General features: G+C 69.4%; 12 protein-coding genes. 6 read left to right on the top strand and 6 right to left on the bottom strand.

The features are described from left to right. Positions 1-4: 4 nt before the first annotated feature. Together efp and HUW53_RS10455 are read left to right on the top strand one after the other, a co-directional pair. Complete coding sequence (gene efp / locus HUW53_RS10460) at positions 5-574, top strand: elongation factor P (protein ID WP_237345703.1); 570 nt, start codon at positions 5-7, stop codon at positions 572-574. 305 nt (positions 575-879) lie between these two features. Next, the gene (locus HUW53_RS10455; protein WP_237345702.1) at positions 880-1,326 is read left to right on the top strand and encodes a response regulator; all 447 of its coding nucleotides are present in this window, start codon (positions 880-882) and stop codon (positions 1,324-1,326) included. 83 nt (positions 1,327-1,409) lie between these two features. Here the strand turns inward: HUW53_RS10455 and grpE are convergent, their stop codons facing one another. Beyond that, complete coding sequence (grpE, locus tag HUW53_RS10450) at positions 1,410-2,024, bottom strand: nucleotide exchange factor GrpE (protein ID WP_237345701.1); 615 nt, start codon at positions 2,022-2,024, stop codon at positions 1,410-1,412. A gap of 115 nt (positions 2,025-2,139) precedes the next feature. Continuing rightward, positions 2,140-3,270: a heat-inducible transcriptional repressor HrcA gene (hrcA, locus tag HUW53_RS10445; protein ID WP_370877831.1), complete on the bottom strand. Its 1,131-nt coding sequence runs from the start codon at positions 3,268-3,270 to the stop codon at positions 2,140-2,142. Positions 3,271-3,431: 161 nt separating this feature from the next. Between hrcA and rph the strand changes: the two genes are divergently transcribed. Genes rph through hemW form a run of 3 tightly spaced genes read left to right on the top strand, consistent with a single transcriptional unit; the run spans position 3,432 to position 5,973 of the window. Further along, the gene (rph, locus tag HUW53_RS10440; RefSeq protein WP_237345700.1) at positions 3,432-4,145 is read left to right on the top strand and encodes a ribonuclease PH; all 714 of its coding nucleotides are present in this window, start codon (positions 3,432-3,434) and stop codon (positions 4,143-4,145) included. Further along, the gene (rdgB, locus tag HUW53_RS10435; RefSeq protein WP_237345699.1) at positions 4,145-4,780 is read left to right on the top strand and encodes an RdgB/HAM1 family non-canonical purine NTP pyrophosphatase; all 636 of its coding nucleotides are present in this window, start codon (positions 4,145-4,147) and stop codon (positions 4,778-4,780) included. Before rph ends, rdgB begins: the two co-directional genes overlap by 1 nt. Before the next feature lie 8 nt (positions 4,781-4,788). After that, positions 4,789-5,973, top strand: coding sequence for a radical SAM family heme chaperone HemW (hemW, locus tag HUW53_RS10430; protein WP_237345698.1), 1,185 nt, complete (start codon positions 4,789-4,791; stop codon positions 5,971-5,973). A 45-nt stretch (positions 5,974-6,018) separates the two neighbouring features. On the opposite strand, the gene HUW53_RS10425 is transcribed toward hemW, so the two are convergent. Beyond that, positions 6,019-8,829 carry a heavy metal translocating P-type ATPase gene (locus HUW53_RS10425; RefSeq protein ID WP_237345697.1) on the bottom strand — a complete coding sequence of 937 codons (2,811 nt, stop codon included), beginning with the start codon at positions 8,827-8,829 and terminating at the stop codon, positions 6,019-6,021. Between the two features lie 221 nt (positions 8,830-9,050). Here HUW53_RS10425 and HUW53_RS10420 point away from each other — a divergent pair, with 221 nt between their 5' ends. Then, positions 9,051-9,326 carry a metal-sensitive transcriptional regulator gene (locus HUW53_RS10420; RefSeq protein ID WP_237345696.1) on the top strand — a complete coding sequence of 92 codons (276 nt, stop codon included), beginning with the start codon at positions 9,051-9,053 and terminating at the stop codon, positions 9,324-9,326. 44 nt (positions 9,327-9,370) lie between these two features. Here HUW53_RS10420 and HUW53_RS10415 read toward each other — a convergent pair whose 3' ends face one another. From HUW53_RS10415 to HUW53_RS10405, 3 genes are all read right to left on the bottom strand, one after another. Next, on the bottom strand, positions 9,371-9,997 hold the full coding sequence (locus HUW53_RS10415) for a LysE/ArgO family amino acid transporter (protein WP_237345695.1): 627 nt from the start codon (positions 9,995-9,997) through the stop codon (positions 9,371-9,373). A 248-nt stretch (positions 9,998-10,245) separates the two neighbouring features. Further along, positions 10,246-10,824 carry a 16S rRNA (guanine(966)-N(2))-methyltransferase RsmD gene (gene rsmD, locus HUW53_RS10410; RefSeq protein ID WP_237345694.1) on the bottom strand — a complete coding sequence of 193 codons (579 nt, stop codon included), beginning with the start codon at positions 10,822-10,824 and terminating at the stop codon, positions 10,246-10,248. Positions 10,825-10,839: 15 nt separating this feature from the next. Next, entirely contained in the window at positions 10,840-13,032 is a 2,193-nt protein-coding gene (locus tag HUW53_RS10405) for a pseudouridine synthase (protein WP_237345693.1), read from the bottom strand. Between the last annotated feature and the right edge of the window lie 38 nt (positions 13,033-13,070).

Genomic DNA, 13,070 nt, shown 5'->3' with positions numbered 1-13,070 from the left:
CGACGTGGTCAAGGTCATCGCCAGCTCCCTGCGCAAAGGCAATGTGGTCGATATCGACGACAAGCTCTATGTGGTGCTCACTGCGGAGAACATCCATCCCGGCAAGGGCACGCCGGTCACGCAGCTCGACATGCGCCGCATCTCCGATGGGGTGAAGATCTCCGAGCGCTACCGTACCACCGAGCAGGTGGAACGCGCCTTCGTGGAGGACCGTCCCCACACCTTCCTTTACGAGGATTCGGACGGCTACACCTTCATGAATCCCGAGAATTTCGATCAGGTCACGGTGTCCAAGGAGGTGATGGGCGACCTCGCCGTGTATCTCCAGGAAGGCATGGAATGCATGCTCTCCACTCACAATGGCAATCCCATCGCCATCGAGCTGCCGGCGCGCGTGACCCTGGAGATCGTGGACACCGAGCCCACCGTGAAGGGCCAGACCGCGTCCTCCTCCTACAAGCCGGCCGTGCTGTCGAATGGTGTGCGCACCATGGTGCCGCCGCATGTCGCCGCCGGAACCCGCGTGGTCATCATGACCGCCGACGCCTCCTATGTGGAGCGGGCCAAGGACTGAGGGATCGGGGTGCACGGAAGCGTGTGCCCCTTGTCTTCCGCGCGTTTGTCTTCCGCGCCCGCCCGCCATCGCGAGCGTGCCCGGTGGCTGAGCGGGAGGCTGCCGCCTGCGTCTAAAGACCAAGGGAACTTTAGGCGGCTCCGCCCGTTGAGCGGGAAAACGGCCGAACCCAGCCTGATGCCGGCCTCCGGTGCGATCCTGATCGCGGAGGGGAGCGGATCGCTCGGAACTGGGCATGACCGGCCGTGGACAGAGGTCTTTGGCTGCGCCCTGCGTGGCGGAGGCTCCGCAAAAGGCGTCAGGTGATGGACCTTGCAGGATTGCGGGTGCTCGTGGTGGAAGACGAGTTCCTGGTGGGCCTGGGACTTGAGGGCGAGTTGCGCACCCTGGGGTGCGATGTGGTGGGGCCCGTGGCGAGCCTTTCGGCGGCGGTGGACGCCGCCTTGGGTGAAGGACTCGACGCCGCTCTCCTGGATGTGAGTCTTCAGGGCGAAAGCGTGTTTCCCGCCGCGGCGGTGCTGGCGGCGCGGGATGTCCCGTTCGTGTTCTGCTCTGCCTTTACCGGCTCCGAGCCGGTGCCTCGGGCGTTCGCCGATCGGCCGCGTGTGTCCAAGCCGTTCACCGGCACGATGATTGCCGCCGCCCTCGCTGACGTTCTCGCCGGCGCCCGGCAAGATGATGGCGCGACCGGTCTGGCGCCGCGCCGGAGCGGTGGGGGGCCTTCCACCGGAACAGTCTTCAACCGGTCCTGACGGCGCCGTGAGCCATGACGGCGCCCGATGCGGCGGACCGCATCGGGCCGGAGTGTGTGGCCGCCCGCCTGTGCGTGGAGCCGTCAGGCCTCGGTCTGGGGCCTGGCTTCGCCCGCCTCGGCCTTCGGGCCGCCACGGGCGACGCCCACCAGGGCCGGGCGCAGCACGCGCTCGCCGATCACATAGCCGGCCTGCACCACCTGCACCACCGTGCCCGACGGCACGCTCGGGTCCGGAACCTCGAACATGGCCTGATGCAGGTTGGGGTCGAACTTCTCGCCGCGCGGCTCGATCCGGCGGATCTTGTGCTTTTCCAGCGCCTGGCCGAGGCCGCGCTCGGTGATCTCGATGCCTTCGAGCAGCGCCTTCACCGGGCCTTCCGCCTGGGCCTTGGTCTCGTCGTCCACCGCCGACAGGGCGCGGCTGAGGTCGTCCGCCACCGTGAGCATGTCGCGGGCAAAGGAGGCGATGCCGTAGACCTTGGCATCGGCGACTTCCTTGTCGGCGCGGCGACGCACGTTCTCCGCCTCGGCGAAGGCGCGCAGATATTTGTCCTTCAGCGCGGCGATCTCCGCTTCCAGGCGCTCTTTCTCGGCCTGGAGCGAGGGCTGGGCGCCGGCTTCCGTCTCGGCCGCGCCGTTCGCGCCCGTATCCTCAAAACCGTCGCCGGTCTCCGGCGCGCGCGTCTGCTCGCTCATCCGGTCTTTCCTTTTTGGCTGGAGAAGGTCCCCGATGGAACCTGCCGTTGATCCCACGGCATATCGGAGCGTGAGCGGCAAAAATCAAGCCTGCGCGAGCCGATGTCGACGGTCCTCAGGGGGCGTCCACACCGCCCGGCGCGCCCAGCACCCGGCTGACGAGCCGCGCGGTGAAGTCCACCATGGGCACGATGCGCCCATAATTGAGCCGCGTCGGCCCGATCACGCCCAGCACCCCGACCACCCGGCCCTGGCCGTCGCGATAGGGCGCGACGATGGTTGATGAGCCCGACAGCGAGAACAGCCGGTTCTCCGAGCCGATGAAGATGCGCAACGCCTGCGCCTCCTCGGCGCGGCCGAGCAGGTCCACCACCTCACGCTTCGATTCCAGGTCGTCGAACAGCAGGCGGATGCGCTCCAGGTCCTCCAGCGCGTGGAGATCCTCGAGGAGCTTGGCCTGCCCGCGCACGATGAGCTTGCGCTCGGCCGGCTCGTCGCCGGACCAGGAGGCGAGCCCGTCCTCCACCACCCGCGCGGTCAGGGCGTCGAGGTCGCGCCGCAGCTCCGCCAGCAGGTTTTCCATCTCGGCACGGGCCTCGCCGAGGGTGCGCCCGCGAATGTGGGAATTGAGGAAGTTCGAGGCTTCGGTGAGGGCGGCCATGGGCAGGCCCGGCGCCAGCGCCAGCGCCCGGTTTTCCACCTGCCCGTCCTCGGACACCAAGATCACCAGCGCGCGGCCAGGATCGAGGGGCACGAATTCCACATGCTTCAGGCGCGGGTCGGTCTTGGTGGCGGTGACCACGCCGGCGCCGCGCGCGAGGCCCGAGAGCAGGGTGGAGGCTTCCTGGAGCACGCCTTCAACCGTGGTGTTCTTGGCCGCCGCCATCACCTGGGTCTCGATATTGGTGCGGTCGCGCTCGTTGACGTCGCCCACCTCCATCAGCGCATCCACGAAGAAGCGCAGGCCGCGCTCGGTGGGCAGGCGTCCGGCGCTGGTGTGGGGCGCGAAGATGAGGCCGGCGGCTTCAAGGTCCGCCATCACATTGCGCACCGAAGCCGGCGACAGCGTCATGGGGATGAGGCGGGAGAGATTGCGCGAGCCCACCGGTTCGCCGGTGGCAAGATAGCTTTCCACGATCTGGCGGAAGATCTCTCTCGCGCGCGCGTCAATTTGCGCCAGGGCGCCGGAGGACATGGAGAAGAGAGGATCGATCGCCACGGGACAATACGCCTTCCTTGAGGCCATCCCGCGCGGCTGCCGCAGGGGCGGCGACATCCTATATGTGTCGTCTCCGGCCTATCGCTTCAAGCGTGTTCGCGTGCACGCCGCGCCGGTGGCCTTGCGGTTTGGCCTCCACCGCTCCTAAAAGAAGCGCTTGAAACACGAGAGACATGAAGGAACACACCATGCGCCCCAGCAAACGCGCGAGCAACGAAATGCGCGCCGTTTCATTCGAACGGGGCGTGATGCGCCACGCGGAAGGCTCCTGCCTCGTGAAGTTCGGTGATACTCATGTCCTGGTCTCCGCCACCCTGGAGGAGCGCCTGCCGCCGTGGCTGAAGGGCCAGGGCCGGGGGTGGGTCACCGCCGAATATTCCATGCTGCCCCGCGCCACCCATGATCGCACCCGGCGCGAATCCACCACCGGCCGCCCCTCCGGCCGGACCCAGGAGATCCAGCGCCTGATCGGCCGCGCCCTGCGCTCGGTGACCGATCTCGTGGCCATGGGCGAGAAGCAGATCACCATCGATTGCGACGTGATCCAGGCCGATGGCGGCACCCGCACCGCCTCCATCACTGGGGCCTGGATCGCCCTTCACGATTGCCTCAGCTGGATGCGCGCCCGCTCCATGATCCGCGACATGCCGCTCAAGGAGCATCTGGCGGCGGTGTCCTGCGGCATCTACGAGGGCACGCCGGTGCTCGACCTCGATTATGCCGAGGATTCGGTGGCCGAGACCGACGCCAATTTCGTCATGACCGCCTCCGGCGGCATAGTCGAGATCCAGGGCACGGCGGAGAAGACGCCCTTTACCCAGGACGAATTGCTGTCCCTGCTCGGCCTCGCGCGGAGCGGTGTCGATCATCTGGTCGAGCTGCAGAAGAAGGCCATCGCCTGATGGCCCACCGCATCCTCACCGGGCGGCTCGTGGTCGCTACTCACAATCCCGGCAAGCTCATCGAGATGCGCATGCTGCTGGAGCCCCACGGGGTGGATGCGGTGTCGGTCGGCGAACTGGGCCTGCCCGAGCCGGAAGAGACCGCCGACACCTTCGAGGGCAATGCCCGGCTGAAGGCGGAGGCGGCCGCCAGGGCGGCGCAGCTGCCCGCCTTCGCCGACGATTCGGGGCTGGTGATCGACGCCCTGGGCGGCGCGCCCGGCATCCACACCGCCCGCTGGGCGGGGCCGGATCGCGATTTCGAGATGGCCATGGAGAAGGTCGAGGCCGCGCTGGCGAAGGCCGGCGCCACCCAGCCCGAACAGCGTCAGGCGCGGTTCGTGTCGGCTTTGTGCATCGCTTGGCCGGACGGGCACCTGGAGGAATTTCAGGGGGTCGTGGACGGCACCCTGGTATGGCCGCCGCGCGGCGCCAAGGGCTTCGGCTACGACCCCATGTTCGTGCCGGAGGACCACACCCGCACCTTTGCCGAGATGACGGCGGACGAGAAGCATTCCATGCCGCCCAAGGGGTTCGGCCTGTCGCATCGGGCGCGCGCCTTCTTGAAGCTGTCCCAGGCGTGCCTGAAGGGGTGACGGCGGATTTGGCTCACCCCTCACACGCGGATACCGGTGCCGCGGCTTCGGACGGCGGCTTCGGCGTTTACGTCCATTGGCCGTTTTGTCTCGCCAAGTGCCCCTATTGCGACTTCAACTCCCATGTGCGCCGCGAGGCGCCGGACCAGGGACGCTTCCTTGCCGCCTACCGCCGGGAAATCGCGCACATGCGCGCGCTCACGGGGCCGAAGCGGGCGGACACGGTGTTCTTCGGCGGCGGCACGCCCTCGCTGATGGCGCCACGGACGGTCGCCGGCATCCTGGAGGCGATCAACGAGGCCTGGCCGCTGGCGCCCGATGCCGAGATCACCCTGGAGGCCAACCCCACGTCGGTGGAGGCCGCGCGCTTCCACGGCTACCGGGCGGCGGGGGTGAACCGCGTGTCGCTGGGGGTGCAGGCGCTGAATGACGCGGAGCTGAAGAATCTCGGTCGCATGCACACGGTGGACGAGGCGCTGGCCGCCGTCGCCATCGCCCGTTCCGCGTTCGAGCGGGTGTCGTTCGACCTCATCTATGCCCGCCCGCGCCAGACGCCGGAAGCCTGGGCGCGGGAGCTGAGGCGAGCCCTCGAGGAGGGGTGCGAGCACCTCTCGCTTTACCAACTGACCATCGAGCCCGGCACGCCGTTCGAGCGGCTCTATGGTGCCGGCCGGCTGATCCTGCCTGACGACGATCTGTCCCGCGCCCTGTGGGACGTGACCCAGGAGGTGACCACCGCCGCCGGCCTTCCCGCCTACGAGATTTCCAACCACGCGCGGCCCGGCGCGGAGGCCCGCCACAATCTCGTCTATTGGCGCTATGGCACCTATGCCGGCATCGGTCCCGGTGCCCATGGGCGCATCGAGGTTCAGGGCGAGCGCCGCGCCACGTATGTGGAGCGCCTGCCGGATGCGTGGCTCGAAGCGGTGGAGCGGCAGGGCCATGGCATCGTCACCGACGAGCCCTTGAGCCGGCCGGAGCAGGCGGACGAAATGCTGCTCATGGGCCTGCGCCTGAAGGAAGGGGTGGACCTGGAGCGTTATGCCCGCCGCGCGGGCCGGCCGCTGGCGGACGCTCCCATCGCGGCGCTGGCCGAGGCGGGGTTGGTGACGCGCGCCGGCCCCCGGCTCATGGTGACGGCCGAGGGCTTCCCCGTGCTCAACGCGGTGATCGCAGCCTTGGCCGACGATTGACGCCTTCCTCGAGCATGGACGAGGCCGGGGCGAGGGCCTTGTCGTTCATTCCGGCCGCCACGCCCGCAGCAGCAGCGCATTGGTGATGACGCTGACCGAGGAGAGCGCCATCGCCGCCGCTGCCACCATGGGCGACAGCAAAAGCCCGATCACCGGATAGAGGATGCCGGCCGCGATGGGCACGCCCGCCGCATTGTAGACGAAGGCGAACACCAGGTTGCGGCGGATGTTCGACATGGTCGCCTTGGACAGGGCGCGGGCGTGGCAGATGCCCAGCAGATCGCCCTTGAGCAAAGTGATGCCGGCGCTTTCCATGGCGATGTCGGTGCCGGTGCCCATGGCGATGCCCACGTCCGCCACGGCAAGGGCCGGCGCATCGTTGACGCCGTCGCCGGCCATGGCCACCACATGGCCCTCCTTGCGCAGGCGCTCCACCACGGCGGCCTTTTGACCGGGCAGGACCTCGGCTTCCACGTCGTCGATGCCGAGGCGCTTGGCCACGGCCAGCGCCGTGGTGCGGTTGTCGCCGGTCAGCATCACCACGCGCACGCCGTCGTCGGTGAGGCGCTTCAGGGCGGCATCGGTGGTGTCCTTCACCGGATCGGCGACCGCGATCACGCCGGCCGCGTGGCCGTCCACCGCCACCAGCACGGCGGTGGCGCCGTCCTTCTGATAGCGCTCGGCGGCGGCGGTGAGGTGGTCGGTATGTATGCCGTGCTCGCCCAGGAAGGCCGCGTGGCCGATGACCACGTTGTGGCCCTCCACGGTGCCGGTGATGCCCTTGCCGGCGGGGCTCTCCACCTGCGCGGGTTCGGTGAGGGCGAGGTCGCGGGCCTTGGCCTCGGCGATGAGGGCGGTGGCGAGGGGATGCTCGCTCGCCCGTTCCAGGCTGGCGGCAAGGCGCAGCACATCGTTCGCCTCATGGCCGCGCAGGGGCTGGACGGCCACCACCTTGGGCTTGCCCAGGGTGAGGGTGCCGGTCTTGTCCACCACCACCACGTCCACCTTCTCCATGCGCTCCAGCGCCTCGGCATTCTTCACCAGGACGCCGAGCTGGGCGCCGCGCCCGACCCCGACCATGATGGACATGGGGGTGGCGAGCCCGAGCGCGCATGGGCAGGCGATGATGAGCACCGACACCGCCGCCATGAGGGCAAAGGTGAGGCTGGGTTCCGGCCCCACCACCAGCCACACGGCGAATGCGACGGCGGCGGCGGCCACCACCGCCGGCACGAACCAGCCGGAAACCTGATCGGCAAGGCGCTGGATGGGCGCGCGCGAGCGCTGGGCGGCGGCCACCATCTGCACGATCTGCGCGAGCACGGTGTCGCGGCCCACCTTGTCGGCGCGCATCACGAAGGCGCCGGAGGAATTGACCGTGCCGCCGATGACCCGCTCGCCCACGTCCTTGGACACGGGCATGGACTCGCCGGTAACAAGGCTCTCGTCCACCACCGCGCGGCCCTCGGTGACGACGCCGTCCACCGGCACCTTCTCGCCGGGGCGCACGCGCAGGGTGTTGCCGGGGGCGACAAGGTCGAGGGCAATCTCTTCGTCCGCGCCGTCGGCACGGATCCGCAGGGCGGTCTTGGGGGCGAGGGAGAGCAGCGCCTTGATGGCGCCGGAGGTCTGGTCGCGGGCGCGCAATTCCAGGACCTGGCCCAGGGCGACCAGCACGGTGATGACCGCCGCAGCTTCGAAATAGACCGGCACGCCGCCGCCATGGGTGTGGAAGGCGTGCGGAAACAGGCCAGGCAGGAAGGTGGCCACCAGCGAATAGGCATAGGCGACGCCCGTGCCCATGCCGATGAGGGTGAACATGTTGAAATTGCGGGTCTTCAACGAAAGCCATGCGCGCTCGAAGAAGGGCAGGCCCACCCATAGCACCACCGGGGTGGCGAACAGGAACTGCACATAGCTCGAGATCTGCTGCGGCAGTAAATGGAGGCCGAAGGCATGCTCCCCCATGGCCAGCACGAACACCGGCACGGTGAGCGCGAGGCCAACCCAGAACCGGCGGGTCATGTCCGCCAGCTCATGGTTCGGCCCGTCGTCGAGGGTGACGAGTTCCGGCTCCAGGGCCATGCCGCAGATGGGGCAGATGCCGGGGCCGACCTGCCGGATTTCCGGGTCCATGGGGCAAGTGTAGATAGTGCCTTCCGGCACCGCCTCCGGCGGAGGCGGGGCCTTCTCGCCCGTATAGACGGCGGGATCGGCCTTGAACTTGGTCTCGCAGGAGGAGGAGCAGAAGAAATAGGTCTTGCCCGCGTGGCGGGCGGCGTATTTCGCCTTCGCCGGCTCCACGCTCATGCCGCACACGGGGTCGATGACGGGCGCCAGATACTGTTCCGGATTGGCCTCGAACTTGGTCTTGCAGCCGTTGCAGCAGAAATGGAAGGTCTGGCCCTGATAGGTGCTGCTGGGCTTGCCTGCCTCGGGCGAGGGGTCCACATCCATGCCGCAGACCGGATCCTTCACCTTGATGGTGGCAGGTTGGGCTGGCGCCGCTTGGGCGTTGTCCCCATGGTCGTGCCCGCCGCAGCAGGCTCCGGTCTTGGCGGCGGGGGCCGGGGTCGGGAAGACCAGCGGCGGCGGCGCATGGGCGATGGCGCGCGCCGGGTCGGCGTCGAACGTCGTCTTGCAGCCCTCGCAGCAGAAGACATAAGTCTTGCCCTCGAAGGTACTGGAGGGCTGGCCGGCGCTCACGGGCACCTGCATGCCACAGACCGGGTCTATGGCGCTCACCGGCTCGGGCGTCGGGGACGTCTCGGGGGCCGCCGGTGCGGACGCATCCGGTGATGGCGCCTTGCCGCCGCAGCAAGCGGATGTGCCGGTCTGCTCGGAATCGTGGGCCATGGCCGCTATCCTCTCGGCTCCGGAACGCTGGATCCGCTTTATCCCATGGGTCTCTCGCGGCCTGGGGGCGGCGCTCGTCCGGAAATAGTCAAATCGATCTTACACCAAGGCGCGAGGATGCTGGTGCACTCGCACCGCGAAACGCTCAGATGCCACGCGGCATAAACCCCCTAGGGGTATTCTGCTTGTTCAATATACCCGATGGGGGTATATGGCAAGGCATGCGCAGCCCGACGAAGGACCAAGTCTTGAAGCGCCTGAGCCGGATCGAAGGCCAGGTGCGCGGCCTCTCCCGCATGGTGGAGGAGGATCGCTATTGCATTGATGTCATCACGCAGATTTCCGCCGTGCGCGCCGCCTTGAAGCGGGTGGAGGAGGAGGTGTTGCGCGACCACGTGGGCCATTGCGTGGAACATGCCATCCGCTCCGGTGACGCCGAGGACCAGCGCCGCAAGGTGGCCGAGCTGATGGCCGTCATCATGCGCAGCGAGCGGTAGCCTCTTGCCCGCCCACGCCTTGCCCGCCCGAGTCTGGCCCGCGCTTACAGGGACAGGGCGAGGGACAAGGCCATTCCGATCATCGCGATCGCGACGCCCGCGTCCAGCAGGCGCCGCCCCTGGATGGATCGGGCGTGCGGCGCGCCCATGAGCCGGCGCGCGCTCCGGGCGCCCAGCACCCAAAGGGAAAACCAGATCACGGATGCCGTGACGGCACCGGCGGCGAAGCTGAAGCGGAGCGGCGGGATCAGGGTCGCGCCCACGGTGCCGATGACCAGCAGGGTGTCGAGCCACGCGGCCGGATTGAACAAGGACACGACGATCAGACGCCGCAAGCCGGACCCATCCGGGGGCGGCGCCGGCAATGCGTGTTCCGGGCCGTCGTGACGGGCGGCGGCGCAGGCCGCCTGCACGCCATGGGCGGCCAGCAGGGCGATGCCCAGTCCTTGGGCCAGAAGCCGCAAGCCCGGCATCTGCTGGAGCAGGGCCGACAAGCCCAGCATCCCGAGGCCGATGAGGATGACGTCGGTCCCGACGGCGATGGCGATCAGCTTTGCCGGCGATTGGCCGACAAGAGTTTCACGCAGGATCAGGATATCCTTGGGACCGGGGGCGACGAACATCGCCAGCCCGAGCAAGAGGCCATGCGTGAGAGCGGAGATGTCGAGCATGACATGTGCCGACAACCTCTCAAGCTGAACCGGTCCCTGTGTTGGTGCGGCCCATGATGCGGCCCATGACGGCGGTTGCCGGATGGCGTGCGGGGCTTCCGCCCGCTCACCCTATCGCCAGTGTCATGGCGCCGCGATGACACGGCGGCAGGCCGCGTCACGCCGGGACGCCGCTGGAGCATTTTCAGCACAAGCGTGAAGCGGTTTGCGCCGGGAGTTGCGAAAAACAAACGGTTAGAGCGATGGTCTCATGGCGATGCGGGGGCCTCTGCGTCGTCCGCCAGCTCCAGGAAGATCAGCTCGCTCTCGTCATAGGGGCGCCGCTCCAGCTCGCGGAAGCCGTCGGGTGGGGTGAAGGCGCCGGTGCGCTCCTCCACCACCAGCAGTGCCCGAGGCGCCAGCCAGCCGCCGGCGCGGGCCGAGGCCAGGGCCGCTTCGGCCAGCCCCTTGCCATAGGGCGGATCGCAGAACACTAGGCCGTAGGGCTCGCCGGGGCAGAGCGGGCCGAGCCTGGTCGCGTCCCGACGGAAAATCCGGGTCACGCCGGTGAGGCCCAGCGCCTCCACATTGTCGCGGATCACGCCACGGGCGCCGGCTGCCTCGTCCACCATCAGCGCGAAGCGGCTCCCGCGCGAGAGTGCCTCGATGGCGAGCGCTCCCGTGCCGGAGAAAAGGTCCAGCACCCGCGCGCCCGCGCACGGGTCGTCATAGGCATGGGCGAGCACGTTGAACAGGCTCTCCCGCAGCCGGTCCGAGGTGGGCCGGGTGGCGCTGGAGGATGGCCCCTTCAGCACCCGACCCTTCAGTGCGCCGCCGACGATGCGCATGGGAAGGCCCTGGCCTCAGCGCTTGCCGCGCGGGGCCGAGGGACGCCCGCCGCCGGCTCCGCCGCCCTTGCCGAAGGGCTTGCCGCCTTTGGGTCCGCCAGCGGACCGTCCGCCGAAGCCGCCGGGCTTTCCGGCGCCGCGCGGGGCGCCGCCCTTGAAGCCACCCTTGAACCCGTCCTTGGGCGGCCCCTTGCGTTCCGGCCGATCACCATAGGACTTCTCGCCGAAACTCCGGTCCCCGGCATTGCGGTCGCCGAAGCTTCTGCCTGCGGGACCTTTGCCGGCGAAGCCGCGTCCGCCGGGTGCGCGGTCGCTGCGCTCGGGCCGATCACCATGGGACTTCTCGCCGAAACTCCGGTCCCCGGCATTGCGGTCGCCGAAGCTTCTGCCAGCGGGACCTTTGCCGGCGAAGCCGCGGCCGCCGGGCGCGCGGTCGCTGCGCTCGGGCCGATCACCATGGGACTTCTCGCCGAAACTCCGACCCCCGGCATTGCGGTCGCCGAAGCTTTTGCCCGCGGAGCCCTTGCCGGCGAAGCCGCGGCCACCGGGCGCGCGGTCGGCGCGCTCGGGTCGCCCGGCGAAGCCTTCGCCCCGTGGCCGATGTCCTTCAGCCGCGTCCGCGCCACCAAAGCGGCCCGGCCCCTTGGCGGGCCCCTTGGCGTGCGCCGGGCGCTCGCCCCGGCGGAAATCCTCGCGTCCCTCGCCGTCGCGGGGGCGGAAGCTGCGCGGGGCGCGCTCGCCCTCGGCGCGATTGCCGAAGCCCTCCTTGCCACGTATCGGCCGGCGGGCCTCGCGGTCATCGGCCCCGCCGAAGCCGCGCCCCGGCGCCTGGCCGCGGGCGGGCCGGTCCTCGCGCATGCGGAAGTCATCCCGGCTTTCGCCGTCGCGGGGGCGGAAGCTGCGCGGCGCGCGCTCGCCCTCGGTCCGATTGCCGAAGCTCCCTTTGCCGAAGCTCCCTTTGCCGGATCGCGGCCGATCCTCGCCAAACCGCTGCGGCTGGCCATCGCCCCGCGGACGGCGGGGTCGCTCGTCGCCGGTGCGAAATCCGGGACGATCGTCCTGCTCGAAACGCCGTCCGCGTGCGGGCGGACGGCCGAAGTCCTTGCCGCCGGAGCGGGTCGGGCCTTCGTCCGGCCGCGCGGTGAGACGCTCCACCTTCACGGCACGGCCCTTGCGGTCGGCCACGGTGCCTCGGCTTTCCACCGCGCCGTCCTCGGCGATGCGGCGGCGCACCCGGGGACCCATGGTGCGGAACTGGTCCTGGGCCGGGACCTCGGCGGGCCGGGGCTTGGCCGCCGCGCGTTCCGCCCGCTCAAGGGTGAGGCGGGCGGCCAGATGCCGGGCGGCATCAGGCTCCTCCTCGATCTCCCGCTCCAGCAGCGGGCCGTCGAAATCGGCTCCGGCGGCGGCGGAAAGGTCGGTGCCGATCTGCTCGCGCAGCACGCGGGTGCGCACCTCCTCGATGCCGCACTCGGGGATCTCGCCGAGCTGGAACGGCCCGTAGGACACGCGGATCAGCCGGTTCACCTTGAGCCCGAGGGCGCCGAGCACGTTGCGCACCTCGCGGTTCTTGCCCTCGCGCAGGGAAACGGTGATCCAGGCATTGGCGCCCTGGACCCGATCGAGCTCGGCCTCGATGGGGCCATACTCCACGCCGTCCACGGTGATGCCCTTGATGAGGCCGTCGAGCTTGGCCTGGTCGATCTCGCCATTGGCGCGCACGCGGTAGCGGCGCAGCCAGCCGGTCTCGGGCAGCTCCAGCACGCGGGCGAGGCCGCCGTCATTGGTCAGCAGCAAGAGGCCTTCCGAGTTGATATCGAGCCGCCCGATGCTGACGAGGCGCGGCAGGCCCTTGGGCAGGATCTCGAACAGGGTGGCGCGGCCTTCCGGGTCGCGGTTGGTGGTCACCACGCCCTTCGGCTTGTGGTACAGGAAGAGGCGGGTGCGCTCCTTCTCCGGGAGCGGCGCGCCGTCCACGGTGATGGTGTCCTTGGCCGTGACGGTGACGGCGGGGCTGGTGAGCACCGCGCCGTTCACGGCCACGCGGCCTTGGGCGATCCATTCCTCGATCTCGCGGCGCGAGGCGAGGCCGGCGCGGGCGACGACCTTGGCGACGCGCTCGGCCTCCTTCTTCGGGGCGGCGGGCAGCTCGCGCTTGAGGCGCGGAACGTTGTTCTTGTCCTTGCGGGGCGGTGATGTGCGCGGCATTGAATGTATTGAACGTGTCCGTTCGACAGGGCTCGCTT

It is taken from the genome of Xanthobacter agilis (genome assembly GCF_021730435.1).
GTDB lineage: Bacteria > Pseudomonadota > Alphaproteobacteria > Rhizobiales > Xanthobacteraceae > Xanthobacter > Xanthobacter agilis.
This window is presented reverse-complemented; position numbering and strand designations above follow the sequence as displayed.